This window comes from Streptomyces sp. NPDC041968 (assembly GCF_055589025.1).
In genome coordinates this window covers 13,370-38,112 of the sequence record NZ_JBVJCB010000018.1, presented here as the reverse complement: position 1 = coordinate 38,112, position 24,743 = coordinate 13,370, and the positions used below count along the sequence as shown (strand labels likewise).

General features: G+C 73.5%; 21 protein-coding genes. 11 read left to right on the top strand and 10 right to left on the bottom strand.

Annotated features, from left to right (window positions below; all coding sequences use genetic code 11):
• Positions 1 to 60: 60 nt before the first annotated feature.
• From ssuE to ACZ6EG_RS32265, 3 genes are all read right to left on the bottom strand, one after another.
• Positions 61 to 624, bottom strand: a complete 564-nt coding sequence (gene ssuE, locus ACZ6EG_RS32275; protein ID WP_391972653.1) for an NADPH-dependent FMN reductase — start codon at positions 622 to 624, stop codon at positions 61 to 63.
• A 308-nt stretch (positions 625 to 932) separates the two neighbouring features.
• Positions 933 to 1,016 (bottom strand): putative leader peptide, encoded by an 84-nt coding sequence (locus ACZ6EG_RS32270; RefSeq protein WP_356610804.1) that lies wholly within the window; start codon positions 1,014 to 1,016, stop codon positions 933 to 935.
• A 188-nt stretch (positions 1,017 to 1,204) separates the two neighbouring features.
• Positions 1,205 to 1,372 (bottom strand): hypothetical protein, encoded by a 168-nt coding sequence (locus tag ACZ6EG_RS32265; RefSeq protein WP_356610719.1) that lies wholly within the window; start codon positions 1,370 to 1,372, stop codon positions 1,205 to 1,207.
• A gap of 209 nt (positions 1,373 to 1,581) precedes the next feature.
• On the opposite strand from ACZ6EG_RS32265, the gene ACZ6EG_RS32260 reads away from it, so the two are divergent.
• The 3 genes from ACZ6EG_RS32260 to ACZ6EG_RS32250 all read left to right on the top strand — a co-directional run bounded on the left by ACZ6EG_RS32260 (position 1,582) and on the right by ACZ6EG_RS32250 (position 3,019).
• On the top strand, positions 1,582 to 2,022 hold the full coding sequence (locus ACZ6EG_RS32260) for an SPW repeat protein (RefSeq protein WP_383649646.1): 441 nt from the start codon (positions 1,582 to 1,584) through the stop codon (positions 2,020 to 2,022).
• A 145-nt stretch (positions 2,023 to 2,167) separates the two neighbouring features.
• Positions 2,168 to 2,437, top strand: coding sequence for a GlsB/YeaQ/YmgE family stress response membrane protein (locus tag ACZ6EG_RS32255; RefSeq protein WP_053127102.1), 270 nt, complete (start codon positions 2,168 to 2,170; stop codon positions 2,435 to 2,437).
• An 87-nt stretch (positions 2,438 to 2,524) separates the two neighbouring features.
• On the top strand, positions 2,525 to 3,019 hold the full coding sequence (locus ACZ6EG_RS32250; RefSeq protein ID WP_469609972.1) for a nucleoside deaminase: 495 nt from the start codon (positions 2,525 to 2,527) through the stop codon (positions 3,017 to 3,019).
• A 142-nt stretch (positions 3,020 to 3,161) separates the two neighbouring features.
• Here the strand turns inward: ACZ6EG_RS32250 and ACZ6EG_RS32245 are convergent, their stop codons facing one another.
• The gene (locus ACZ6EG_RS32245; RefSeq protein ID WP_391972655.1) at positions 3,162 to 3,881 is read right to left on the bottom strand and encodes a chaplin; all 720 of its coding nucleotides are present in this window, start codon (positions 3,879 to 3,881) and stop codon (positions 3,162 to 3,164) included.
• A gap of 259 nt (positions 3,882 to 4,140) precedes the next feature.
• Here ACZ6EG_RS32245 and ACZ6EG_RS32240 point away from each other — a divergent pair, with 259 nt between their 5' ends.
• From ACZ6EG_RS32240 to ACZ6EG_RS32225, 4 genes are all read left to right on the top strand, one after another.
• Positions 4,141 to 5,763 carry an alpha/beta hydrolase gene (locus tag ACZ6EG_RS32240; RefSeq protein ID WP_391972656.1) on the top strand — a complete coding sequence of 541 codons (1,623 nt, stop codon included), beginning with the start codon at positions 4,141 to 4,143 and terminating at the stop codon, positions 5,761 to 5,763.
• 100 nt (positions 5,764 to 5,863) lie between these two features.
• Positions 5,864 to 6,958, top strand: a complete 1,095-nt coding sequence (locus ACZ6EG_RS32235) for a baeRF3 domain-containing protein (protein WP_469609968.1) — start codon at positions 5,864 to 5,866, stop codon at positions 6,956 to 6,958.
• A 109-nt stretch (positions 6,959 to 7,067) separates the two neighbouring features.
• The gene (locus tag ACZ6EG_RS32230; protein ID WP_391972658.1) at positions 7,068 to 8,087 is read left to right on the top strand and encodes a Gfo/Idh/MocA family protein; all 1,020 of its coding nucleotides are present in this window, start codon (positions 7,068 to 7,070) and stop codon (positions 8,085 to 8,087) included.
• A 272-nt stretch (positions 8,088 to 8,359) separates the two neighbouring features.
• Positions 8,360 to 9,691, top strand: coding sequence for a PAS domain-containing protein (locus ACZ6EG_RS32225; RefSeq protein ID WP_391972659.1), 1,332 nt, complete (start codon positions 8,360 to 8,362; stop codon positions 9,689 to 9,691).
• A 39-nt stretch (positions 9,692 to 9,730) separates the two neighbouring features.
• On the opposite strand, the gene ACZ6EG_RS32220 is transcribed toward ACZ6EG_RS32225, so the two are convergent.
• Entirely contained in the window at positions 9,731 to 11,239 is a 1,509-nt protein-coding gene (locus tag ACZ6EG_RS32220; protein ID WP_391972660.1) for a DNA-binding protein NsdB, read from the bottom strand.
• Positions 11,240 to 11,526: 287 nt separating this feature from the next.
• Between ACZ6EG_RS32220 and ACZ6EG_RS32215 the strand changes: the two genes are divergently transcribed.
• Together ACZ6EG_RS32215 and ACZ6EG_RS32210 are read left to right on the top strand one after the other, a co-directional pair.
• Complete coding sequence (locus ACZ6EG_RS32215) at positions 11,527 to 12,663, top strand: aminoglycoside phosphotransferase family protein (RefSeq protein ID WP_391972661.1); 1,137 nt, start codon at positions 11,527 to 11,529, stop codon at positions 12,661 to 12,663.
• A 264-nt stretch (positions 12,664 to 12,927) separates the two neighbouring features.
• Positions 12,928 to 14,862, top strand: coding sequence for an N-acetylmuramoyl-L-alanine amidase (locus ACZ6EG_RS32210; RefSeq protein WP_469609961.1), 1,935 nt, complete (start codon positions 12,928 to 12,930; stop codon positions 14,860 to 14,862).
• Positions 14,863 to 14,870: 8 nt separating this feature from the next.
• Here ACZ6EG_RS32210 and ACZ6EG_RS32205 read toward each other — a convergent pair whose 3' ends face one another.
• From ACZ6EG_RS32205 to ACZ6EG_RS32190, 4 genes are all read right to left on the bottom strand, one after another.
• Complete coding sequence (locus ACZ6EG_RS32205) at positions 14,871 to 15,368, bottom strand: hypothetical protein (protein WP_356610708.1); 498 nt, start codon at positions 15,366 to 15,368, stop codon at positions 14,871 to 14,873.
• Between the two features lie 93 nt (positions 15,369 to 15,461).
• On the bottom strand, positions 15,462 to 16,367 hold the full coding sequence (locus ACZ6EG_RS32200) for a universal stress protein (RefSeq protein WP_391972663.1): 906 nt from the start codon (positions 16,365 to 16,367) through the stop codon (positions 15,462 to 15,464).
• Positions 16,368 to 16,524: 157 nt separating this feature from the next.
• The gene (locus ACZ6EG_RS32195; RefSeq protein ID WP_121751142.1) at positions 16,525 to 16,767 is read right to left on the bottom strand and encodes a DUF397 domain-containing protein; all 243 of its coding nucleotides are present in this window, start codon (positions 16,765 to 16,767) and stop codon (positions 16,525 to 16,527) included.
• Positions 16,768 to 16,840: 73 nt separating this feature from the next.
• Complete coding sequence (locus ACZ6EG_RS32190) at positions 16,841 to 18,346, bottom strand: acyl-CoA synthetase (protein ID WP_469609956.1); 1,506 nt, start codon at positions 18,344 to 18,346, stop codon at positions 16,841 to 16,843.
• A gap of 142 nt (positions 18,347 to 18,488) precedes the next feature.
• Between ACZ6EG_RS32190 and ACZ6EG_RS32185 the strand changes: the two genes are divergently transcribed.
• On the top strand, positions 18,489 to 20,906 hold the full coding sequence (locus ACZ6EG_RS32185) for a penicillin acylase family protein (RefSeq protein ID WP_469609954.1): 2,418 nt from the start codon (positions 18,489 to 18,491) through the stop codon (positions 20,904 to 20,906).
• A 160-nt stretch (positions 20,907 to 21,066) separates the two neighbouring features.
• Positions 21,067 to 22,842, top strand: coding sequence for a serine hydrolase domain-containing protein (locus tag ACZ6EG_RS32180; protein WP_469609951.1), 1,776 nt, complete (start codon positions 21,067 to 21,069; stop codon positions 22,840 to 22,842).
• Between the two features lie 219 nt (positions 22,843 to 23,061).
• Here ACZ6EG_RS32180 and ACZ6EG_RS32175 read toward each other — a convergent pair whose 3' ends face one another.
• The gene (locus ACZ6EG_RS32175) at positions 23,062 to 24,657 is read right to left on the bottom strand and encodes a phytoene desaturase family protein (protein WP_391972667.1); all 1,596 of its coding nucleotides are present in this window, start codon (positions 24,655 to 24,657) and stop codon (positions 23,062 to 23,064) included.
• Between the last annotated feature and the right edge of the window lie 86 nt (positions 24,658 to 24,743).

Below are 24,743 nucleotides of genomic sequence, written 5' to 3'. Positions count from 1 at the left end.
CCCGACGGACGGCCGCCGAGCGATTGGCTGCCGAGCGGACGGCGGTGGGCGGCCCGGTGTTCAGCCGGCCGCGGCCAGCACGGGTGAGTCGAAGCGGGTGCCGAGGGCCGTCGAGAACTGGTCGACCACGTGGGCGAGGGCCTCTTCCGCGCCCTCGGCCAGCGCGACCGTTCCGTCCTCCCTGCGGGTGATGTCCCGGTCGAGGGTGAACCAGCCCTGCACGATGTGCGCCGCGCCCATGGAGTTCAGCACCGGGCGGAGCGCGTAGTCGATCGCCAGAACGTGGGCGGTGGTGCCCCCGGTGGCGAGCGGCAGCACCGTCTTGCCGGTGAGGGCGTACTGCGGAAGGAGATCGAGGAGGGCTTTCAACACCCCGGAGTAGGACGCCTTGTAGACGGGCGTGCCGATGACGACACCCTCGGCGCGGGCGAACAGCGCGGTGGCCTCGACGATCGCCGGGTGTGCGAAGTCCGCGCCGAGCAGGGCCTCGGCGGGAACGGTGCGCACGTCGAGCGGAAGCACCTCGTGGCCCTGCGCGGCCAGCCGGTCGTCGAGGTGGCGCAGCAGCCCGCTGGTGCGCGAGGAAGCGGAGGGGCTGCCGGAGACGGACAAGACGGTGGCCATGGTTCCTCTTTTCGGGTGGGCGGACGCGCGCGGCGCTCCCGGCCGGATCTCCCCTGCCGCGCGGACACGAGGAATCCGGCGGTGCGCGACCACCGGTGGGGAGTACGACGAGGGGGTGGGGGGAAGCGGAGCGGCACACGGGACGGCCGCGGACGGGACAGCGGCACTCCGAACAGCCGCACGCGCGCCGGGCGGTGGCGTGACAGGGCGTGAACGAGCCCCCGGAGGCACCGGGATCGGCACGGGTTCAGGCGCGGGAAGGGCCCGCGGTCACGGACGCCGGGTCCGAGCGGCGGCTCGGCGAGAGGTCAGACCGCGGTGCGACAGACGGCGCTCGAGACGCGCGCGAGGTCGACGTGGCGTCGCCGCGTGAGGTCCGGTCGCGTGGTCATAGCGGTGATCGTGGCAGCCGTCGTCGACGAGGGTCAACGGGAAACGGCCCGGTCTCGGATCGCGGACCGGATTTCACACGGGCGTGACACAAGGGGCCTCTCCGTCGCGCGGACGCGAGAAGGAGGCCCCAAACATGCGTGCGGTGCGGGCGCCACCACGCCCGCACCGCACCGTCTCCGGCCCTGGTTCAGTCCTCGTCGCGCCCCGGAACGACCACCAGGAAGGCGTCCGACTTCAGATCCATCACGACGGTCGCGGCCTCACCCTGGTCCCGACGTCGCGCGGCGTACTCCTCCGCCGGCCACGATCCGCGCGGCGACCCCGCCGGAAAACGCTCCAACACCTTCGCACCCATAGCCGCGGCCACCTCCGCTGTCCCTCTGTCCGTTCGTGCTCCCTCAGCACGGCGTCTGCCCGCGATCCACGTGGACATGTCCGGTCCGCCCCTCGCCCCACGCCGCCCACGACTACACATAAGGGCGAAATAAGAGCACACTGGACATATGAGGCGCTACCGCTCATCGCATCGGACGCGTGAGCCCGGTAAGGCAAAGGAGACGACTCATGGCCAACGTCTCGCACACCCGAGGTGACATCACCAGCCATCCCGACGCACCGGAGATGCAGCAACGCTACGACCGCATGCTGGGCGGCCGCGACGTGGCACTCGTGGACGGGCCGGTGTTCCTGCTCGGCCTGTACTGTGCCGTGTCCCCGTGGATAGTCCACTTCACCACGAGCCAGCCCGCACTGGTGGCCCACAACCTGATCATAGGTATCGCCATCGGCCTGCTGGCCCTCGGATTCACCCGCGCTCCGGAACGCATGTACGGCCTCAGCGGGGCGATGTGCGCGATGGGGATCTGGATGATCATCTCGCCGTGGATCGTGGGTACGAACCCGGATGCCGGCGTCATCTGGAACAACATCATCATCGGCGCCCTGACCCTGGCCCTGGGGACGGTGTGCGCCGCTACGGCGGCGAAGAGCATGCGCAAGCCCTAGACGGCACCGGAAGGGAACAGCACGGGCCGGCCCGCCCCCGCGGACCGGCCCGCGCGCGCCCCGGGCCCTGAGACGGACTGCGACCGCCCGCAGAGGGCATACGCACTCCTGCGGGGGCCTTGACATCTGACAAGAAGGGGCGGACATGGAGATCGACGGAATCATCAGTGCCATCGTCATCGGGATCGTCATCGGCATCCTGGGTCGACTCGTCGTCCCGGGCCGCCAGCGCATCGGGATCCTGTGGACGATCCTCGTCGGCATCGCGGCCGCGCTCATCGGGTCGGGGATCGCGTCGGCCTTCGACGTGGCCGACACGGACGGGGTCGACTGGGTCGAGTGGCTCATCCAGATCGGACTGGCCGCGGTCGGCGTGGCCGCGCTGGACCGCTCGCGCAGCCGCACCCGCCGCTGAGGTCCGGCTCCGCGGGACGCCAGGGCGACGGACGCCGGGTGAGAAGGGGCTCCAGGTGAAGATCACATCGCCGAGAGGAGCCGGGCCATGACCGTGGAGGACGCCGAACTGCCGCACCTGCGCCGTTGCGTGGAGCTGGCGGCCGAGGCACTGGAAGCCGGTGACGAGCCGTTCGGGTCGGTCCTGGCCGGCGCGGACGGCACGGTACTGGCCGAGGACCGCAATCGCGTGGCCTCGGGCGACCGCACCCGTCACCCGGAGTTCGCACTCGCCCGCTGGGCCGCCGCGCACCTCACGCCCGAAGAGCGGGCCACCGCCACGGTGTACACGTCCGGGGAGCACTGTCCGATGTGCGCCGCCGCCCACGGCTGGGTGGGACTCGGCCGCATCGTGTACGTCGCCTCGTCGGAACAGCTCGGGGGCTGGCTGGCCGAGCTGGGCGCCGCGGCCGCGCCGGTGCGGGCGCTGCCGGTGCAGGAAGTGGCGCCCGACGTGATCGTGGAGGGACCGGTGCCTGAACTGTCCGAGGAGATCCGCGCACTGCACCGCCGCTTCCACGAAGGGCCTTCGGGGCCGACCTGAGGAGGGTGGCCGGAGCGAGGCCACCGAGCCGGGCGGAGACGCGCGACTACGCGTCCGCCCGGCGGCACGCGTTCGCCCGCGGAGCGGCATGTCCCGGCTGCGCCCTGCCCGGTGGCGCCCCGGGACCACCGTCCGCGGGGGGTCAGCCCCCGGCCTGCGGGCGGAAACGCCGGTAGAGGACGGTTCCGCCCAGGAGCAGCGCGGCGCCACCCGCGAGTGCGGGCAGGGTCTGGTCCGCGCCGGTGTGGGCGAGGGACGCCGACGACCGCGGTGGGACGGAGTGCGGGGACGGCTGCGGCGGGACCCGCTCCTCCTCCGGCGCGGACGGCTCGGGCTCGGGTTCCGCGGGAGGCCGCTCGGTGTCGGGGCGGTCGGTCTCGGGGCGGTCGCCGGGCGTGTTCCTCGACTCGTTGCCGACGGCCGGGTTGCCGATGCCGACCACGTTGACGCTGTTGCCGCTCACGTTCACCGGGAGGTCGACCGGGAGCTGCACGCCGTTGCCGGAGAGCACGCCCGGGGAGTCCTTCCCGGCGCCCTCGGCGACCGCGCCGCCAACGGTGCCGGACGCACCACCGCCCGCGGAGCCCCCCTGGCGGGCCGTGCCGCCCCCGTCACCGTTGGCGCAGCTGTTGCCCGCGGCCGGGTTCAGGAGCCCGACCACGTTCACGGTGTTGCCGCACACGTTGACCGGCACGTCCACCGGAAGCTGGACGCTGTTGCCCGAGATCAGCCCGGGCGAGCCGACCGCGGAACCGTCCGCGGCGGCGCCGCCGGACGCGAACGCGGCGTGCGTCGGCAGCGTCACCGCCAGCGCACCGGACGCGGCGAGGGCGAACACACCGTTTCGGGTGACCCTTCTCATGAGGTTCCCTGCCTTCCAGACATGGTCACGGGCACTCGCCCGCACCGGGTAAAACGCGGACGCACCATCCGAGTTATGGCTTATAGGCCTTTCACCCCATCGAGTGGCCGTTTCATCGAACGAGCGGCAAAGCGTCCGCACGCCCGCCGCGACGCCCGGCGCACCGGCGGCATCGCCCGGAGGCGAGGTGCCGGGGCCCCGTTTATGGTGATCGAGGGCGTCGACCACCGGTCCGCGACGGGGCGCCCGGGAGGCATCGATGCAGGTCAAGCTGTCGAATCGGCCCACGGCCCGGCGCCGCGCGGTCACCGGAGCGCTCGGGCTGGCCCTGCTGGGCGCCGGGCTGCCCGCCGCGACGGCGACCGCGGACGACGCCGAACCCGGCCCCGCCCGGTTCCACGACCAGAAGATCACCTGGTCGGCGTGCGAGGGCATGGACGTCCCGAAGGATCTGCAGTGCGGAAAGGTCACCGTCCCCCTGGACTACGACCGGCCCGAGGCGCAGACGCTCGACCTGGCCCTCGCCCGCTACCCGGCGACGACCGACCACCCGCGCGGCTCGGTCCTGCTCAACTTCGGCGGGCCGGGCGGCTCGGGCGTCAGTGAACTCGCCAGTGGTGGTGGCAAGGAGTTCATGCACCTGACCAACGACTACGACGTGGTGACCTTCGACCCCCGCGGCGTCGGCCGCTCCTCCCCGGTGACCTGCGGGCCGGCCACGGTGGACATCATCGAGGCGACGGACGGGAACAAGACGCTCACCGACCCCGAGGACGTGCTCAGACGCCTGCGGGACGCGGCCGCCGAGTGCGCGAAGCACTCCGGTCCCGTACTGCGGCACATAGGCACGGTCGACGCGGCGCGGGACCTGGACGTCATGCGCCGGGCACTCGGCGACGACCGGCTCAACTACCTGGGCTTCTCCTACGGGACCCGGCTGGGCGCGGTCTACGCCGCCCAGTTCCCGGACAAGGTCGGCCGGGTGGTGCTCGACGGCGTCGACACCCTGACGGAACCGCTGACCGAGCAGGGACTGGCCGGCGCGCGGGGACAGCAGACGGCGCTGGAGAACTTCCTCGACTGGTGCGTGCAGGACATCGCGTGCCCGTTCGGGCAGGACGCCCGGGACGCCCGCCGCCAGGTCGAACAGGTCATCGCCTCGCTCGACGCGGACCCCGTCCCGACGGGCTTCGGCGAGCCCTTCTCCGGCCAGGACATGGTCGGTGCCGTCGGTCAGGCGCTGTACAGCGAGGAGTTGTGGCCCTCCTTGCAGCGGGCGCTCGCCCAGCTCATGGAGGACGGCGACACCCGCGGCCTGGAGGGTTTCGTGTCCGGTGGTGTCACCTTCCCGGTCCGGGCTCCGGAACCGGCGCGGGGCCGGGAGCGGGCCGGCGGCGGTCTCACCGACCAGGAGGACGTCCCCATGGACAACCTGCCGGCCGCCCTCATGGCGATCAACTGCGCGGACGATCCCGACCGCCCCACCGCCGAGCAGGTCGCCGGGTCCCTGGGCCGGCTGCGCGCACGGTACGAGGAGGCCTCGCCCGTCTTCGGCCGCTACCGCCTCACCCAGGTGCTGATGTGCCACGGCCGCCCCAAGGGCACCGACTACATCCGGGACGACGTGAAGGACCTCAAGACGGCCAGGATGCTGCTCGTGGGCACCCGGGGCGACCCGGCCACGCCGTACCGCTGGACCGTGGAGACCGCCGAGCGGCTCGGGGCGCCGGCCGTGGTCCTCGACAACAAGGGCGAGGGGCACACCGGCTACGCCTCCTCCGAGTGCGTGCACCGCAAGGTCGACGACTTCCTCCTGTACGGTTCCCTGCCGGCCGACGGCAGCTCCTGCGGCTCCGAGACCCCCCGGAGCGAGGACGACTGAGCCGGCCGCGTCCGGTGGCGCCACCGGACGCGAGCCCGGCACGGGTCGACATGGATCGCCCCCGAATGCCCGATACGTCCATCGGTCCTATCGTGCTGTCATGGAGCACGATCTGAGTCCCGCCACCCTCGCCGAGCTACGGCGCCCCCGCCCGTACCCGGCCGTGTCCGTGCTGACGCCGACCCACCGCCGTGAACCGGACAACGCCCAGGATTCCGTCCGGCTGCGCAACGCGGTCGCCGAGGCCAAGAAGCAGTTGGAGGACGATCCGGCGGTCACCCGCGAACGGCGCATGGAGGTGTCCCGGGAACTGGACCGGGCCCTCGCCGAAGTCGATCTGACCCATGCCGAGGACGGCCTGGCGATCTTCGCCGCTCCGGGCGAGCACCAGGTCTGGACGCTCGCCCGTTCCGTCCCGGAGCGCGTGGTCCTCTCGGACACGTTCCTGACCCGCAACCTGGTGGCCGCGCAGGCCGCCGAACGGCCGTTCTGGGTGCTCTCGGTCGCGGCCGACCGCGTCACGCTGTGGAGCGGCGGTGCGGACCGGGTCGTCGAGGACCGCACCGGCGGCTTCCCGATGGACCGGCCGCCGCTGGACTTCGACCCCGAACGCCAGGAGCGGATCGGCGACTCGCCGAGCACCTTCCGCGACGAGACCACCCGCCGGTTCCTGCGCGACGCCGACGCCGCGATGGGCAGGGTCCTGCGCGCGCATCCCCGGCCGCTGTACATCACCGGTCCGCAGCCCGCGCTGTCCCTGCTGGAGGAGACCGGGAGCACCGTGCGGGAGGCGGTGCTCGTGCCGCACGGGGGGCTCGCGCACGGCACGGCCGAGGCCGTGCGGCAGGCGGTGCAGCCGGTCCTGGAGGACGAGGCGCACGGTTACGTCGAGGCGGTGGCCAGGGAGCTGGAGGCGGCCCGCGGGCGCAAGGACTTCGCCGCCGGCGTGGACGAGCTGTGGGAGAGCGCGCACACCGGCCGGGTCCGGCTGCTGGCCGTCGAGGAGAACTTCAAGGTGACGATGCGCGACGACGGGGAGCACCTGCTCCCCGCGGACAACGGCGACCTCGACGCCCGCGAGGACATCGTGGACGAGATCGTCGAGCAGTGTCTGGAGACCGGCGCCGAGGTCCGCTTCGTACCGGACGGCGCGCTCGGGGAGGCGGAGGGCATCGCGGGGGTGCTGCGGTACTGACCCGCCGTACCCGGGGGACCCGCTCCTCTTGACGACCATGAAACCCTGTCCGCCGGACACGTGTCCGCCCTCGCGGGTACGCGGCGGACGGGGAGGGAGTCGACGGAGCGTGAGCGAACTTCTGGGTGTGGCGGTCCTGGGCGCCGGGCACATGGGCGCCGACCACGTACGACGCCTCGACCGGGTGGTGAGCGGCGCCAGGGTCGCCGCGGTGGCCGACCCCGACGCCGACCGGGCGAAGGAGGCCGTCGCCGGGATGGACGGCGTGGCCGTGCACACCACCGCGCAGGCCGCACTGGACGCACCGGGCGTCGAGGCCGTCCTGATCGCCTCGCCCGGCGAGGCGCACGAGGAGGCTTTGCTGGCCGCCTTCGCCCGCGGGCTGCCGGTGCTGTGCGAGAAGCCGATGGTGCCGGACCCCGCGGGCGCGCTGAGGGTGGTGGAGGCGGAGGCGCGAGGGGGCCGGCGGCTGGCGCAGATCGGCTTCATGCGGCGCTACGACACCGAGTACCGGCAGCTGAAGTCGCTGCTGGACGGCGGGCGGCTGGGCCGACCCCTGATGCTGCACTGCGTCCACCGCAACGTGTCCTCCCCGCCGCACTTCACGTCCGCGATGCTGGTCACCAGCTCCGTCTCGCACGAGATCGACGCGGCCCGCTGGCTGCTCGGTCAGGAACTGACCGCGGTCTCCGTGCTCCGGCCGCGTCCCTCGCCGGGCGCGCCCACGGGACTCCTCGACCCGCAGTTCGTGCTCTTCGAGACCGAGCGGGGCGCCCTGGTCGACGTGGAGATCTTCGTCAACTGCGGCTTCGGCTACGAGGTGCGCTGCGAGGCCGTCTGCGAGTCGGGCAGCGCCCGGATCGGGGAGGCGCACGGCATGCTGGTGACGGCCGCCGGCGCCGCTCGTGAGGAGGTGCCGCAGGACTACCTCGTACGGTTCGCGGACGCCTACGACCGCCAGGTGCAGGCCTGGGTCGACGCCACCCGGCGGGGGCGGGTCACCGGCCCGGACGCCTGGGACGGGTACGCCGCTTCCGTGGCCGCCGAGGCCGGTGCGCGCTCCCTGGAGACGGGCGCGCGCACCCCTGTCGTCCTGGCACCCCGCCCGGTCCTGTACGACCCGTCCTAGAACACGGGTTCACCGAACATCAGGGCGACGACTCCACCACCTGCCGAGGCCCGTCAAGTTCCGTAGGGCTTCTACGACTTGAGCCTCCGCTCGCCTACCCCGCCGACGTGCCGAAGTCGCTCCGGGAAGACCGTGGCATATGCCTGAAGCACCACCGTATCGTGTGTCGCCGAATCCCTTACGGGGCGTCGCGGGCTGTGCAACAGTCGTAACGGTCCTTCCGCCAGCCTCGGTCCCGCCTTGGTCGTACCGTCTGCACATCGGAGTGCGTCATGTCGTCCCCTCTCTCCGCGGACCATCCAGCCGCCCAGCCATCAGGACGCGGCTCGGTGGAAGCCCTGATATCGCTGACGCGGCGGCTCCGGGGCGACGTGGACGCGGTACGGCGGGACAGCCGGGGCGACGGGACGGACCCGCGCGGACGCTGGCAACGCGCCCTGTACGACCTGGCGCTGCACCAGCTCAGCGATCTGGACGAGCACCTGGCGCAACTGCGGGACGGCCCGGCGCCCGCCCCCCGGCCCGGCTCCCTGCTCAGCCGGGTCGGCAGCGCGGAGTGGAACCTGCTGACCGACGAGGCCGAGTGGTCCGGGGAACTCTTCCAGATCTTCGGCCGCGATCCGGCGACCGCTCCACTCAGTCTCGACGAACTCCCTTCCCTGGTGGTCGCCGACGACCGGCCGAAACTGACCGCCATGGTCACCGGTTGCCTCGTCGACGGCCGGCCCATCGACGGCGAGTTCCGCGTGGTGCGGCCCGACGGCACCGCACGCACCGTGCACATGATGGGCGAGCCCGTGCTCGACGCCGACGGCAGCACCGCCTCGATGTGGGCGGTGCTGCGCGACGTCAGCGAGCTGCGCCGCAGTCAGCGGGCGGTGAGCGAGACCCGTGACTCGCTCCGGCACCGTCCCCTGCCGGCGGACGGTGAGCCACGGGCCGCGGTCGAACCGCGGGACGCCGTGCTGCCACCCTGGCACGGCATCCTGCGGTTCCCGCGCGAGGGCCGGCCCGGCCTGGACCTGGCCGCCGGGTACCTGCCGTCCCGCGCCAACGCACCCCGGGGCGGCGCCTGGTACGACGCGTGCACGCTCACCGGCGACGACACCCTGCTCAGCGTCGGCGCACTCGCCGGGCCGGACATCGCCGGGGCCCAGGCCCCGGCGATGGTCATCAGCGCGCTGCGCGGCCTGTCGATGGCCGGCTCGCAGCCCGCCCACCTGCCGGACCTCCTCGACCGGTTGCTCGACCGCGGCGCCCTGCCCCCCGTGCGCGACGCCCTGTTCTGCGGATACCGGCCCGGGACCCGCACCCTGACCTGGGCGCACACCGGCCGAGCCACCCCCCTGCTGGTCCGCGACGGGACGGCGCGGGCGACAGCCGAGCGGCATGCGGTGCCCCTCCGCGCCGGCGACCTGGTCCTCCTGCACACCGGCGGACTCGCCGAGGAGGACGAGCATCGCCTCCTCGCGCTGACCCCCCGTCTGGCAGGGGTGCGTTCCGCCCAGGACGGCGTACGGATCGTGACGGAGGTACTCGCCGCGACCGCCGCGTCCGGCAGCCTGGGTGACACCTGCGTGCTGGTCGCCCGGGTGACGGACTAGGGAGCACGGCTGAGCGACGCGGTCACCACACGGCGGGCGCTACGCCCGCGCGATGTCGCCGCTCCTCCCCCTGGCCCTCGACGACTTCCCCTTGGGCAGCGCCAGTTCGATCTCCTCGCGCAGCTCCTGGATCTTCGGGAAGCCGGCGTACTCCGCGGTCAGCCGGTACATCTGACGCAGCCGGTCCCAGGTCCGCTGGGAGGAGTTGGTGCCCATGGACACCAGGGCCAGTCGCGCGTACCGGTCCGCCTGTTCGGGGTCGTCGGCGATGAAGCAGGCGGAGGCCATGGAGAGGTAGTCGAAGATCTTCGACCGCTGCCGGCCGTCGATCCTGAGGGCCAGCGCCTTCTCGGCGTAGTGCTGGGCGTGCGCGGCGGCGCCCGGTTCGAACTCGGCGAGCGTCCGGTAGGCCAGGGCCTGCATGCCGTACAGATCCTCCTCCTTGAACGTCTGCATCCAGTCCGGCGGCGGCACGTCCGCCTTGTCCGAGACGAAGAGGTCCTCGGCCCGGCCCAGGGTGCGGCGCATCGCCTGGCCCTTGCCCATGGAGGCCTGCGCCCAGGCCTCGATGGTGTAGAGCATGGCCCGGGTACGCGGCAGCACCTCCTCGCCGGAGCCCGACTCGGCCAGCTTCATCAGGTCGAGCGCGTCGTCGGGCCGGCCCAGGTGCACCATCTGACGGGCGGCCCGGGAGAGCGCCTCGCCGGCCCGGGGCCGGTCGCCGCCCTCGCGCGCGGCATGGGCGGCGATGACGAAGTACTTCTGCGCCGTGGGTTCCAGGCCGACGTCGTGCGACATCCAGCCCGCGAGGACCGCGAGATTGGCGGCGACGCCCCACAGGCGGCGCTGGAGATGGGGTGGGTGGTGGTAGGAGAGCATGCCCCCCACCTCGTTGAGCTGGCCCACCACGGCCTTGCGCTGGAGTCCGCCGCCCCGGGCGGCGTCCCAGGCGCGGAACACCTCGACCGAGCGCTCCAGTTCCTCCACCTCCTGCGACCCGATGGGGGCGGCCTCGTACCGGTCGAACCCGGCGGGGTCGGCGTGCGGGGGTCGGCGGGGGTGGGGAGCGTCGGCAGCCAGGGCCGGGTCGGTGTGCAGCCAGTCGTGCATGGCGCTGCTGAGTGCGGAGCCCGCGGCGAGCGCGGCGCCCGCGCCCACCAAGCCGCGTCGGTTGAGCATGAGGTCCATTCCCGTGAATTCGGTGAGGACCGCCGCGGTCCGCTCGGGCGCCCACGGCACTCCGTCGGGATGTTCCTCGCTCCCGCCGTCCTGCCGTTTCCCCGCGCGCCCGTGCCGAACCAGACCGAGGTCCTCGATGGTCACGACACGGCCGAGACGCTCGGTGAACAGGACCGCCAGCACCCGCGGCACCGGATCGCGCGGGATCTCTCCCATGTCGATCCACCGCCGCACCCGCGAGGTGTCGGTCGCCAGCTGCGGGTGGCCCATGGCCGCCGCCTGCCGGTTGACCAGCCTCGCGAGTTCCCCCTTGGACCAGCCGGCCAGGCCGAACAGGTCCGACAGACGGGTGTTGGGTTCCTTGTTCACGTCAAGCCCCCAGGTTCTCGGCTGAGTTGACAGTAGCCCCGTGCGGGTTGCCGGGCGACTATTCGCCACCGTTCGCCAGGGTGCGCCAGATGGTGTGCCAGGGGCGGACGGGTGTCAGGTAGGAATGCGCCACCCCGACCCGGTTGCCGTGGGGTTACTCCCCAGGGTGGTCCCCGGCAGCCGGTCGGACGGCGCGACGGCTTCCAGAAGGCGGCCCTTCCGCACGATCGGTCGGGCACCGCTCTTCAGACAGGCACAGCAGGCACACGAAGGGATCTGTCTCGATCATGTACGCAGCATCGTCCTCCGTGTCCGCCCCGCAGCGCTCGCTGCACCCCCGTCCGGCGGCGGGCGGCGGCCCCTATCTCGCCCCCGCTCGTCCGGCGGCCCCGGTGCTCGGGGCGGGCAGGGCGCGGCGCGGCGCGGGCCCCGGCACCCAGCCGCTCAGCGGGAGAATCGACCTGTCCGGCCCCCAGGGGGCCCAACTGCGCACGGCGATCGCCTCCGTGCACCGGATCTGTCCGGAGTTCTCGCCGGTGCAGGTGCTGCGCCGCAGCGGGCGCTCCGTGCTCCTGGTCGGTACGACCGGGCGCAGCACCGCGGTCGCCAAGTGTTTACTGGACCACTCCCCCGCGTGGGCGGAGCGCATCCGGCACGAGATAGGGGCATACCGCTCGTTCGTCCGGCACCGCCCCCCGGTGCGGGTGCCGAGGCTGATCGCAGCGGATCCGGACAACTGCACACTGGTGATCGAGCGGATGCCCGGGCGGGTGGCGGCTCTGCACCGGCATCCGCTGGAGGCTCCGCCGCGGGCGGACATCAGGGCGGCGCTCGGCGCGATCTGCCGGCTCAACGCCTGGCGTCCACCGGCCGGCACCTTCGACGCACCACTGGACTACGCCGACCGGATCTCCCGCTACCACGAGCTGGGACTGCTCACCGACCGGGACTTGGGTGACCTGCAGAAGCTGCTGCACGGCATCGCCCAAGCGGGTGGCCGCCAGGGCATGGGCCAGTTCTGCCACGGTGACGCGCTGCTCTCCAACGTCCTGATGTCACCGGCCGGTCCGGTGCTGGTGGACTGGGAGCACGCCGGCTGGTACCTGCCCGGTTACGACCTGGCGACCCTGTGGGCCGTCCTCGGCGACGCCCCGGTGGTCCGCCGCCAGATCAGCCAGATCGCCCAGTCGGGCGGGACGGCCGCGCGCGACGCGTTCCTGGTCAACCTGATGCTGGTGCTGACCCGGGAGATCCGTACGTACGAGACGGCCGTGCAGCGTTCCCTGCAGGACACCACGCCGGCGGCACCGGTCCCGCCCGGTGCCGCGCCCTCCGGCGAGGAGCAGCGGCTGCTGCTGCGCCGGCTGCACGACGACTGCCAGATGGCCCGGCGGGCGGTGCGCGCGGCGGTCGGCACACGCTGACGGAAGGACGACGAACCGCGGTGCGCCCGGGACGGGAGCGCACCGCGGATTTTTGTGTGCCGTGGTGCGCGTCGGCCATTGGTGTACGCCACTGACGCCGCCCAGGCCCGTGGTCCGCCGCCGCGAAACTCGCCCGCCCCCCTGCTGACGTGGGCAATCGCCGTGATGGACGCATGATTGACGGATCGTCGGACCGCCGGGTACGACTGACCCACGCCCGGCCCCGCACCGTCCGTCCCGTCACGCCCGTCACAGGAGGCCGCTTTGCGCAGATCCCCCGTCGTGCCCGTCCTGGCCGCGGCGGCAGTGCTGCTGCCGTTGCTCGGGGCGGCACCGTCCGCCGCCCGGCCCTCCGTGGCGCCGCCCGCCCAGGAGGACCGCCTGCAGCGGGCCTTCGCCGTAGCGGCCGCGGAGTACCGCGTGCCGCAGAGCGTCCTGCTCGGCGTCTCCTACCTCCAGTCCCGCTGGGACGCGCACGCGGGCGCACCGAGTGTGACCGGCGGCTACGGCCCGCTGCACCTCACCGACGCGCGTACGGCCCTGGCCGGGGCCTCGCACCACAGCGAGGGCACCGAGGATCCCCGCGGCGACGACGCCCGGGCGCCGCTGCGCCCGGGACCGGCCCGGCCACCCGCCGACCCGCCGGCCCGGCTGTCCACGCTGCCACGGGCGGCCGAGCTGACCGGTCTGAGTCCCGAGGCGCTGCGCACCGACGCGGCCGCGAACGTGTCCGGCGGCGCCGCACTGCTCGCCGCCGCCCAGCGGGACCTGGGCGAGCCGCTCAGCGCGGACCCGGCGGACTGGTACGGGGCGGTGGCCCGCTTCTCGGGGGCCGAGGACTCCGCGACGGCGGCCGCTTACGCGAACGACGTGTTCGAGGTGATCCGCGAGGGTGGGCGGCGGACCACGGACGCCGGGCAGCGGGTCGCCCTGGCGGCCCGGCCCGACGTGGCGCCCGATGTCTCACAGCTGGGACGCGTGGGACTGCGCACCGCCTCGGCCGCGGGCACCGAGTGCCCGAGGACGGTCTCCTGCGAATGGATCCCGGCCCCGTACGAGGAGTTCGGCGACGGCGACTACGGCAACCACGACCTGGGGAACCGGCCCGCCGCCCAGCGCATCCGGTACATCGTCGTGCACGACACGGAGGGCGCCTGGGACGGAGTCCTCGACATGGTCCAGGACCCGACCTACGTGTCCTGGAACTACAGCCTGCGCTCCACCGACGGCCACATCGCCCAGCACGTGAAGGCGAAGGACGTGGCCTGGCACGCGGGCAACTGGTACGTCAACGCGAAGTCGATCGGCCTGGAGCACGAGGGCTTCCTGGCGGAGCCGGACGCCTGGTACACGGAGGCGATGTACCGCTCGTCGGCACGGCTGGTGAAGTACCTGGCCAAGAAGTACGACATCCCGCTGGACCGGCAGCACATCCTCGGCCACGACAACGTCCCCGGCACCACCACGGCGACGATCCCGGGCATGCACACCGACCCCGGCCCGTACTGGGACTGGCGGCACTACTTCGAGCTGCTGGGCCGCCCCTTCGAGCCGACGGCCGGCAAGAAGTCCGGCATGGTGACGATCCGCCCCGACTACGCCGCCAACCGGCCCGCGTACACCGGCTGCGAGACGCGGGGCGAGCCCTGCGCGGCGCACGGCTCCAGCGCGGTGCGGCTGTACTCCGACCACGACGTGAACGCGCCGCTGATCAGGGACATCGGCCTCGGCACCACCCCCACGACCGGGGTGAACGACCTGTCCTCCCGGGTCTCGACGGGTCAGCAGTACGCGGTCGCCGACCGGTGGGGCGACTGGACCGCCATCTGGTACCTGGGCCAGAAGGCCTGGTTCCACGACCCGCGGAAGAACCCGGCGGCGGTGCCCGCCTCGGGCCGGGTGATCACCCCGAGGGAGGGTCTGGAGAGCGTGCCGGTGTACGGGCGCGCGTACCCGGAGAAGGCCGCCTACCCGGCGGACGTGCCCGCCCAGGCCGTGTCGCCGCTGCCGTACCGGCTGCTCGCGGGGCAGAGGTACGTGACCGGCGGGAAGGTGCCCGGCGAGTACTACTACGCGGTGACCTTCGACGAGGCCTCGCACCGGGTGGTCGTGGGTGAGGACCTGTACTACGAGATCCAGTACGGCCACCGGGTCGCGTACGTGCGCGCCGCCGACGTCACGCTCGCGACCGTGCGGTAGCCGCCGGGTCAGCCCTGCTGGAAGAGCTCCGCCGGGAGCGGCTTCAGCAGGGCGTACAGGTCGTCGGTGATGGGGCGGTCCCAGGCCGCGATGGTCACCAGGACGCCGTCGCTGCGGTCGAACTGCACGCAGGAGATCCGGCCCTCGGAGAGCTTGAGGCGGCGCACGATGAGCAGGTTGTCGCCCTGCATCACGGGGACGTCCTCGGCGCCGACGACCGTCACCTCCTCCTCGTTCTCCAGGGCCAGCAGCAGCTGGGCCACCTCGAACGGGATCTCGCCCTCGGGGACCTCGCGGGCCGGGGAGCCGGCCGGCAGGTTGCCGATGATCATCGCGGGGCCGCGTCCGCCGAACAGGTCGTAGCGCAGGAAGACGCCCTGGCAGCTGCCGTCCGGTGCGGGCAGGAGGCCGGCGCCGAGGTTCCCGGGCCAGTCGCCCGGGTCCATGGCCAGTACGTCGAAGTCGGGCCCGGCGGGCGTGGCGCTGCGGCGGCGGAGGAACGACATGCCGCCATGGTACGTGGCCGCGCCCTCCGCACGGAGTGCGGGCGCCGCCCGACCTGACCGTGCGGCCCCGCCGTCGTGCGCGCATGCCTCGCCTCACTCCTCCGGGGGAGCCGGCGGCACCACCGCGACCGGGGCGGCCGCGTGCAGCAGGACGGCGTGGGTGACCGAGCCCATCATGCGGGCGGGGGCCAGCAGGCGCCGGCGGTGCCGGCCGACGACGACCAGGTCGGCGTCGCGGGAGGCGGCGACGAGGTGCCCGGCGGCGTCGCCGGGCACGACGTGCGTATCGGCCCGGACGTCGGGGTGGCGTCCCCGGTGGGGGGCGAGGAAGCCGTCGGCCAGGACCCGGGTCTCGCTCTCGATGGAGACCTCGTCGATCACCAGCGGCATCATCTGGCCGGCGGCGGCCCAGGTCTGCACCGGCCACGGGTAGGCGGCGACCACCTGGAGGCGGGCCCCACGCAGCGCCGCCTCGGCGAAGGCGAAGGAGAGCGTGGCGTCGTCGGGACTGTCCACGTGCAGTCCGACGACCACCCGGGGCCCGGGTTCGGCGGGCGGCTCCCCGTGCACCTCGCGCCCGGGGCGGGGCACGACCACGGCGGGGCACTCGGCGTCGCGGGCAGCGGCCATGCCGTTGGAGCCGAGCAGCAGACCGGCGAAGCCGCCGCGGCCCCGGGAGCCGAGCACCAGCAGTTGGGCGTCCGCGCCCAGCTCCGGCAGCACGGCACCCGGCACGCCCTCCATACCGACGTACTCCGTCGCCACCGCGTAGGCCCGCCCCCGCAGGTGCTCGCGGGCCTGGTCGAGCAGCGGGTCGTCGCCGGTGTCCGGTGGGCCCGCGACCAGGACCTCGGCCTGCGCCCAGGCGGCGTACTGACGCACGTGCACCACCCGCAGGGGTGCCTCGCGCCGGTGGGCGGCGTCGAATGCCCAGTCCAGGGCGCGCAGGCTGTCGTCCGAGCCGTCGACCGCCGCGATGACCGGCAGGGTGGTGCTCATGGGTTCCTCACCTCCGGGTACGACCGTCCCCCTTGTGGCGTCAGCCTCGCTCAGGCCTCGGCCCCGCGGGGGCGCTCGCGCTCGCGTGTCCGGAAAAAGGCGGGGAACACCCCCGGATCGGGCGGACGGGCGCCGGCCCGGCCTCCGGGGAGGCGTCTCACGTGAGGTCGAACTCGCCCTCACGCGCTCCCGACACGAACGCGCCCCACTCCGCGGGGGTGAAGATCAGGGAGGGGCTCTCCGGGCTGCCGCTGTTCCGCATGGCGATGAACCCCTCGACGAAGGCGATCTGGACATCCCCCAGGCCTCGGCTGCTGGACTGCCACTGCGCGTTGCTGAGGTCCAGCTCCGGCTTGTCCCAGCCCATGAGCGGGCGCTGTTGGGTGGTGCTCTCGGCCACGTCCGTGCTCCTCCCGGTCTCGTCGTCCGCGGTCAGCCTAGCGATCGGGTCCGACCGCCGACAGGCCGTGTGGTCACGGACCGGTGAACCGGTCCCGCAGCTCCCGCTTGAGGATCTTCCCGCTGGCGTTGCGCGGCAGCGCGTCCACGAACAACACCCGTTTGGGCGCCTTGAAGGCCGTGAGCCTCCCGCGGGCGTGGGCGATCAGTTCGTCCTCGGTGACCTCGCCGCGCGGGACGACGACCGCCGTGACGGCCTCGATCCACCGCTCGTCGGGCAGTCCGATCACGGCGGCCTCGGCGACCGCCTCGTGGGTGTAGAGGGCGTCCTCGACCTGGCGGGAGGCGACCAGCACGCCACCGGAGTTGATGACGTCCTTCACACGGTCGACGATCGTGAAGTAGCCGTCCGCGTCCCGGACCGCGAGGTCGCCGGAGTGGAACCAGCCGTCGCGGAAGGCGGCCTCGGTCTCCTCGGGCTTGTCCCAGTAGCCCTCGCACAACTGCGGTGAGCGGTAGACGACTTCGCCGGGTGTGCCGTCGGGCGCGTCCTTGCCGTCGTCGTCGACCACCCGCGCGTCGACGAACAGGACGGGGCGCCCGCAGGAGTCCATGCGGCCCTCGTGCTCGTCCGGGCCGAGGACGGTGGCGAGGGGGCCGATCTCGCTCTGCCCGAAGCAGTTGTAGAAGGCGAGTCCCGGGAGGCGCTCGCGCAGGCGTTCCAGGACGGGCACGGGCATGATCGACGCCCCGTAGTAGGCCTTGCGCAGGCCGCCGAGGTCCCGGGTGGCGAAGTCGGCGCGGCCCGCGAGACCGATCCACACGGTGGGCGGCGCGAACAGGCTGTCCACGCGGCCGTTCTCGACCAGGTCGAGGATCCGGTCGCCGTCGGGCGCGTCGAGGACGATGTTCGTCGCGCCGATCGCGAGGTAGGGCAGCAGGAAGACGTGCATCTGCGCCGAGTGGTAGAGGGGCAGCGCGTGCACCGGGCGGTCGCCCGGGCCGAGGTCGAGGGCGGTGATGGCGCTCAGGTACTCGTGCACCAGCGCCCGGTGGGTCATCATCGCGCCCTTGGGCAACGCGGTGGTGCCCGAGGTGTAGAGCAGCTGCACCAGGTCCTCGGCGCCCGGTTCGGGTCCGTCGTACGCGGGTGCCGTGGCCAGCCGGGCGAGCAGTGAGTCGTCCGTGTCGCGCAGCGGGAGCGTGCGGACTCCGTCGGGGAGCCGGCCGGTGAGGTCCGGGTCGGCGAGGACCAGCGTGCTGCCGGACTGGGTCACGAGGTAGGCGAGGTCGTCGCCGGTCAGGTTCTGGTTGACCGGGACGTGCACCAGGCCCGCGCGGGCGCAGGCGAGGAAGGCGATCAGGTACGCGTCGGAGTTGTGCCCGTAGGCGCCGATCCGGTCGCCGGGGGCCGCCCCCTGGGCCACCAGGACGCTCGCCGCGCGGGAGACGGCGGTGTCGAGTTCGTCGTACGTCCAGGAGCGGTCGCGGTACTCGACCGCGACGCGGGCCGGGGTGCGGCGGGCGCTGCGGCGCAGTACCCCGTCGACCGTGCTGCCGTGTCCGGGCGTCAGCGTCATGACAAGATCCTCGACCGGTGGGCGGGGCGGGTCAAGACACGTGCGGGCGGCTCCGTGAATGGCTCATGTCATGCCACTGACACGTGCACATACCGACTGGTACGCTCAGCCGCCCCTTCCCCCAAAGACGTCGGGAGGCACGATGCGCACCCGCCTGAGACGGCTCGTCGTCACGGCCGTCGCCCTGCTCACCGCGGCGACCACGCTGCCCGGGGCCGCCGCGGACGAACAGTCCGCCGGCCGGCACGAGCGTCCGTCCCACGGCGGGCTGTCCGCCGTCATCCGCTACACCGAGTACGGCATTCCGCACATCGTCGCCGAGGACTACGCGAACCTCGGCTTCGGCACGGGCTGGGCCCAGGCCGAGGACCAGGTGTGCGCGCTGGCCGACGGTTTCGTGACCGTGCGCGGTGAACGCTCACGGCACTTCGGCGCCGACGCGGCGACCGACCTCTCGCTCTCGTCGGCCACCACGAACCTCGCCAGCGACCTGTACTTCCAGGGGGTGCGCCGGTCGCGCACGGTGGAGCGGCTGCTCGCCGAGCCGGCGCCGCGCGGTCCCAGCCGCGACTCCGAGGAGCTGATGCAGGGCTTCGCGGCGGGCTACAACGCCTGGCTGGAGCAGAACCGGATCACCGACCCGGCGTGCCGGGGCGCCTCCTGGGTGCGCCCGGTGACCTCACTGGACGTGGCCGTGCGCGGCTTCGCCCTCGCCGTGCTCGGCGGTCAGGGACGGGCCGTGGACGGCATCACGGCCGCCCGGCCGCCGTCCGGGGGCACCGCGGCGGCCCCCGCGCCCGACGCCGAGGCTCTCGCGCGCGCCGCCCGGGAGCTGTTCGCCGCCGACGGTGCCGACATGGGTTCCAACGCGGTCGCGTTCAGCGGGCGCACCACGGCGAACGGGCGCGGGCTGCTGCTCGGCAACCCGCACTACCCGTGGCACGGCGGGCGCCGCTTCTGGCAGTCACAGCAGACGATCCCGGGCCGGCTCGACGTGGCGGGCGGCTCCCTGCTCGGCTCCGCGACGGTGTCCATAGGCCACAACGCGCACGTCGCCTGGAGCCACACCGTCGCCACGGGCGTGCCGCTCAACCTCCACCAGCTGACGCTGGACCCGGCCGACCCGACGGTCTACCTGGTGGACGGCAGGCGCGAGAGCATGACGCAACGGTCCGTGACCGTCCCGGTGAAGGACGGCGCGCCGGTGACCCGGACCCAGTGGTGGACCCGGTACGGCCCGGTGGTGACCTCGCTCGGCGCCTCGCTGCCCCTGCCGTGGACCGGGACGACCGCCTACGCGCTCAACGACCCGAACGCCGCCAACCTGCGCGCCTCCGACACCGCGCTCGGCTTCGGCCGGGCCCGCGGCACGGGCGACGCACTGGACTCGCTGCGCCGCACGCAGGGGCTGCCGTGGGTGAACACCATCGCCGCCGACTCGCGGGGGCGCACCCTGTTCACCCAGTCACAGGTACTCCCCCGCATCACCGACGAGCTGGCCGAGCGCTGTTCCACACCGCTCGGCAAGGTCACCTACCCGTCCTCGGGGGTGGCGGTCCTCGACGGGTCGCGCGGCGACTGCGCCTTGGGCCGGGACCGGGACGCCGTACAGCCGGGGATCTTCGGTCCGGACCGGATGCCGACGCTCGAGGACGCACCGTACGCGGGGAACTCCAACGACAGCGCCTGGCTGGCCAACGCGGACCGCCCGCTCACCGGCTACGAGCGCGTCTTCGGCACCATCGGCACCCAGCGCTCGATGCGGACGCGGGGTGCGGTCGAGGACGTGGTGGCGATGGCCGGGCGGGGCGGGCTGACCGTACGGGACCTCCAGCGGCAGCAGTTCGCCGACCGCGTGCCCGCCGGTGACCTGGTCGCCGCCGACGCGGCGCGGGCCTGCGCGGCGCTGCCCGGCGGCACGGCGACCAACAGCGCGGGCACAGCGGTGGACGTGCGGGAGGCCTGCGATGTCCTCGCCCGCTGGGACCGCACGGTCGACACCGGGAGCCGGGGCGCGCTGCTCTTCGACCGGTTCTGGCGGGCCCTCACGAGGACGGTGCCGGCCGGGCGGTTGTGGAAGGTGCCGTTCTCGCCCGACGACCCGGTCCGCACCCCGAACACCCTCGACACCTCCGCACCCGGCTTCGCCACCGCCCTCGCGGACGCGGTCGGCGAACTGCGGGCGGCGGGCATCCCGCTCGGCGCCCGGCTGGGTGAGCACCAGTTCGTGGTGCGGGGCGGCAAGCGCATCCCCGTGGGCGGGGGCACGGAGTCGCTGGGCGTCTGGAACAAGATCGAGCCCGTCTGGGACCCGGCCGGCGGCGGCTACACCGAGGTGACCACCGGCTCCAGCTACATCCAGGCGGTCGGCTGGGACGGGAGCCGGTGCCCGGTGGCGCGGACGCTCCTGACCTACTCCCAGTCCGCCGACCCCACCTCGCCCCATCACGCCGACCAGACCCGGCTGTTCTCCGGTGAGCGGTGGGTGACGTCCCGCTTCTGCGAGCGCGACATCCGGGCGTCGCCCGCCCTGCGCGTCGTCCGGGTGCGCGCACGCTGAGTCCGCGCCGTCCTGTGACCCGTCCGGCCGCGCGCCGGGCGGGTCCGGCGTCCCCGGCTCCGTCCGCCCCATTGACACGACCCGGCACTGACAGGAAAGTTTCAGTCCGCACGGCGATCCAGGAAAGATACTTTCAGCTTCGGCGGCGGGAGGCTCTTCGATGGCCGGACAGGCGACCAACGGATTCACGCGGCGTCAACTGGGCGCCGGTGCCATGGCACTCGGTGGTGCCCTGGCCATCGCCCCGTTCGCGGCCGGGCCGGCCGAGGCGGCCGCGGACCAGGGCCGCCGCCCCACCCTGCGGCGCGGCTCCGCCGAGCGCGCCGGTCTGCTCCCCGGTCATCTGCGCCGCCTCGTCACCGACGCCGAGGCCTACCTCGGCCCCTCCCCCGAGCACCCGTGGTACGCGGGCGCCGTGCTGCTCGCCGGGCGGGGCGGCACGGTGGCGCTGCACGAGCCGATCGGCATGGCGGTGCGTTACCGGGCCTACGACGAGGCGACCGACACCGGCGTCGAGTTCCCCGCGGGGCAGCAGATCCCGATGGCCGAGGACACGGTGTTCGACCTCGCGTCGATCTCCAAGCTGTTCACCTCCATCCTCGCCGTGCAGCAGCTGGAGCGGGGCACGCTGGAGCTGGAGGAGCCGGTCGCCTCGTACCTGCCGGACTTCGGACAGGCCGGCAAGCAGGACGTGACGGTCCGGCAGCTGCTGACGCACACCTCGGGGTTCCGGGCGTGGATCCCGCTGTACAAGGCGCCGACCTACGAGGCGAAGGTGCAGCTCGTCTACGACGAGGTGCCGGCCAGTCCGCCCGGCACCGCCTACCTCTACTCGGACCTGAACCTGATCTCCCTCCAGCTGGTCCTGGAGGAGGTCACCGGCCGCACCCTCGACGTCCTGCTGCGCGACGAGATCACCGCCCCGCTCGGCCTCCGTCGTACCCGCTACAACCCGCCCGCGTCCTGGAAGCCGCACATCGCCGCCACGGAGGACGCGCGCCTGCCCTGGTCCGGCCTGGACCGGGGGCTGGTGTGGGGCGAGGTGCACGACGAGAACGCCTTCAGCCTCGGCGGCGTCGCCGGTCACGCGGGCGTCTTCTCCTGCGCCTGGGACCTGGCGGTCCTCGGCCGCGCCCTGCTCAACGGCGGCTCCTACGGCCGGGAGCGCATCCTGCGGCCGGAGTCGGTGGAGCTGATGTTCACCGACTTCAACACGGACTTCCCCGGGGACGAGCACGGCCTCGGCTTCGAGCTGTACCAGCACTGGTACATGGGGGCGATGGCCACTCCGCGCACGGCCGGGCACACCGGCTTCACCGGGACCTCGCTGGTACTCGACCCGACCACCGACTCGTTCCTCGTGGTGCTGGGCAATTCGGTCCACCCGGTGCGCAGTTGGCGTTCCGGTTCGGCCCCCCGGGTCGCGGCCGGGACGAACATGGCGCGGGCGGTGCCGGTGCGTCCCGCGCACGGCCGCACGGCCTGGTTCTCCGGTACGGCGAACTCCGCGACGGCGACGCTCACGCTGCCCGCGCTGGACACGTCCGCCGGTGCGGCGCGGCTGGACTGCGCGCTGTGGTGGGACGTCGAACCCGGGGCGGACACCCTCGTCCTGGAGGCCACGACCGACGGCGGCACCACCTGGACGGGCGTCCCCTTCACCACGACGCGCCGCGGAGAGGCACCGCGGGAGCACCCGGCGGGCTCGGTCACCGGCTGGTCGGGCCGCGTCTGGCACCGGCTGACGGCCGCCCTCCCGGCAGCGCGGGGAGTGACGTTGCGCTGGCGGTACACGACCGACCGGCTGTACGTGGGCCGCGGGGCGTACGTCGACGGGCTGCGCGCCGAGGCGGCCGACGGGGTCCTCTTCCACGACGCGCGCCCCGCGGACGCGGCACGGATCGCGGCGGTGGGATGGACGGCGTCGGCCGACTAGACGGTCGTGCGCGGCGGTGCGGTCGATACGGCCAGCCGTTGAAGACGGCCTTCTGCACCTCGTTCGGCCCGTCGAAGCTGTTCTCCTTCAGGTCGATCGGGCTGAGGTCCGCCATGGCAGGCTCCTCGGGGTGCCGGTTCTCGGGCTCGCGGTTCTGGCCCACGCGTGTGGAAGGTCCCTGTGCCGCGGTACCCCGGCCCTGCCGGGCGCACGCTCCCGTCAGCTCGCCGACCGGTCCAGCACGGCCATCGCCGCGTTGTGCCCCGGCACCCCGCTGACCCCGCCCCCGCGTACCGCGCCCGCTCCGCACAGCAGGACGTTCGGCTGCCCCGTCCCGACGCCCCAGGGGCCGGTGCCCTCCTGGGCGTGGGGCCAGGTCAGCTCGCGGTGGAAGATGTGGCCGCCGGGCAGGCGCAGGTCGCGTTCCAGGTCGAGCGGCGACCGGGCCTCGATGCAGGGCCGCCCGTCGGCGTCGGTCGCCAGGCAGTCCGCGAGGGGCTCGGCCAGGTGGGCGTCGAGTTGGGCCAGGGTCGACGCGAGGAGCCGCTCGCGCACCGCGTCGTTGTCCCGCGCGAAGAGCCGGGCGGGGGTGTGCAGACCGAACAGGGTGAGCGTGTGCATGCCCTTCGCGGCCAGGTCGGGGCCGAGGATCGTGGGGTCGGTCAGCGAGTGGCAGTAGATCTCGGAGGGCGGTGCCTCGGGCGGCTCGCCGGCCGCGGCGCGGGCGTGGGCGGTCGCCAGTTGCTCGTAGCCCTCCGCGATGTGGAAGGTCCCCGCGAAGGCCTCGTGCGGGTCGGTCCCGGGGTCGCGCAGCGCGGGGAGCCGCGTCAGCAGCATGTTGACCTTGAGCTGTGCGCCCTCGGCGGGCGGCGGGGGCGCCTGCCGCGTGAGCGTCGCCAGTTCCTGCGGGGAGGCGTTCACCAGGACGTGGCGCGCGGCGGCGACGGCCTCGCCGTCGGCGCAGCGGTAGGTGACCTCGGCCGCGCGTCCGTCCGTGTCGATCCGCACCGCCTCGTGCCCGGGGGCCAGCACGGCGCCCGCGGCGCGCGCCGCGTCGGCCAGGGCGTCGGTGAGGGCGCCCATGCCGCCGACCGGAACGTCCCAGGCGCCGGTGCCGCCGCCGATCACGTGGTAGAGGAAGCAGCGGTTCTGGCTGAGGCCGGGGTCGTGGGCGTCGGCGAAGGTGCCGATCAGGGCGTCGGTGAGGGCCACTCCCCGTACCAGGTCGTCCGCGAAGTGCTCCTCGATCGCGACACCGATCGGCTCCTCGAACAGCGCGCGCCAGGCCACCTCGTCGTCGACCCGGCGACGCAGCTCGTCGCGGGTGGGCAGCGGCTCGGTGAGGGTCGGGAAGACCCGCTGGGCGACCCGGCCGGTCATGCCGTAGAAGCGCTGCCAGGCCGCGTACTCCCGGTCCGAACCGGTCAGCCGGGCGAAGGACTCCCGGGTCCGCCGCTCGCCCCCGCCGACGAGGAGCCCGGTGGGCCGGCCGTCCCGCTCGACGGGCGTGTACGAGGAGACGGTGCGTCCCCGTACCCGGAAGTCGAGGTCCAGTTCCCGCACGATCTTCTTCGGCAACAGGCTGACCAGGTACGAGTAGCGCGACAGCCGTGCGTCGACCCCGGCGAAGGGGCGCGTCGACACCGCGGCGCCCCCGGTGTGGTCCAGGCGTTCCAGCACGAGCACGGAGCGGCCGGCGCGGGCCAGGTAGGCGGCGGCGACCAGGCCGTTGTGGCCACCGCCGACGATGACGGCGTCGTAGGCGCGGGAGGCGTGGGGCGCATGGCGTGCGCTGGGCGGGATGGGCGGGGTCATGGCTCTTGGTAGCACGGGGCTGCGACGGGCGGCCAGAGCCGCGATGGGCCGGCCGGGTGGCCGAGCCCCGCGGCGCGATGTCCCCG

Coding starts and splice junctions, on each gene's coding strand:
- ssuE (WP_391972653.1), bottom strand. CDS start 624: ATGGCCACCGTCTTGTCCGTCTCCGGCAGCCCCTCCGCTTCCTCGCGC.
- ACZ6EG_RS32270 (WP_356610804.1), bottom strand. CDS start 1,016: ATGACCACGCGACCGGACCTCACGCGGCGACGCCACGTCGACCTCGCG.
- ACZ6EG_RS32265 (WP_356610719.1), bottom strand. CDS start 1,372: ATGGGTGCGAAGGTGTTGGAGCGTTTTCCGGCGGGGTCGCCGCGCGGA.
- ACZ6EG_RS32260 (WP_383649646.1), top strand. CDS start 1,582: ATGGCCAACGTCTCGCACACCCGAGGTGACATCACCAGCCATCCCGAC.
- ACZ6EG_RS32255 (WP_053127102.1), top strand. CDS start 2,168: ATGGAGATCGACGGAATCATCAGTGCCATCGTCATCGGGATCGTCATC.
- ACZ6EG_RS32250 (WP_469609972.1), top strand. CDS start 2,525: ATGACCGTGGAGGACGCCGAACTGCCGCACCTGCGCCGTTGCGTGGAG.
- ACZ6EG_RS32245 (WP_391972655.1), bottom strand. CDS start 3,881: ATGAGAAGGGTCACCCGAAACGGTGTGTTCGCCCTCGCCGCGTCCGGT.
- ACZ6EG_RS32240 (WP_391972656.1), top strand. CDS start 4,141: ATGCAGGTCAAGCTGTCGAATCGGCCCACGGCCCGGCGCCGCGCGGTC.
- ACZ6EG_RS32235 (WP_469609968.1), top strand. CDS start 5,864: ATGGAGCACGATCTGAGTCCCGCCACCCTCGCCGAGCTACGGCGCCCC.
- ACZ6EG_RS32225 (WP_391972659.1), top strand. CDS start 8,360: ATGTCGTCCCCTCTCTCCGCGGACCATCCAGCCGCCCAGCCATCAGGA.
- ACZ6EG_RS32215 (WP_391972661.1), top strand. CDS start 11,527: ATGTACGCAGCATCGTCCTCCGTGTCCGCCCCGCAGCGCTCGCTGCAC.
- ACZ6EG_RS32205 (WP_356610708.1), bottom strand. CDS start 15,368: ATGTCGTTCCTCCGCCGCCGCAGCGCCACGCCCGCCGGGCCCGACTTC.
- ACZ6EG_RS32200 (WP_391972663.1), bottom strand. CDS start 16,367: ATGAGCACCACCCTGCCGGTCATCGCGGCGGTCGACGGCTCGGACGAC.
- ACZ6EG_RS32190 (WP_469609956.1), bottom strand. CDS start 18,346: ATGACGCTGACGCCCGGACACGGCAGCACGGTCGACGGGGTACTGCGC.
- ACZ6EG_RS32185 (WP_469609954.1), top strand. CDS start 18,489: ATGCGCACCCGCCTGAGACGGCTCGTCGTCACGGCCGTCGCCCTGCTC.
- ACZ6EG_RS32180 (WP_469609951.1), top strand. CDS start 21,067: ATGGCCGGACAGGCGACCAACGGATTCACGCGGCGTCAACTGGGCGCC.
- ACZ6EG_RS32175 (WP_391972667.1), bottom strand. CDS start 24,657: ATGACCCCGCCCATCCCGCCCAGCGCACGCCATGCGCCCCACGCCTCC.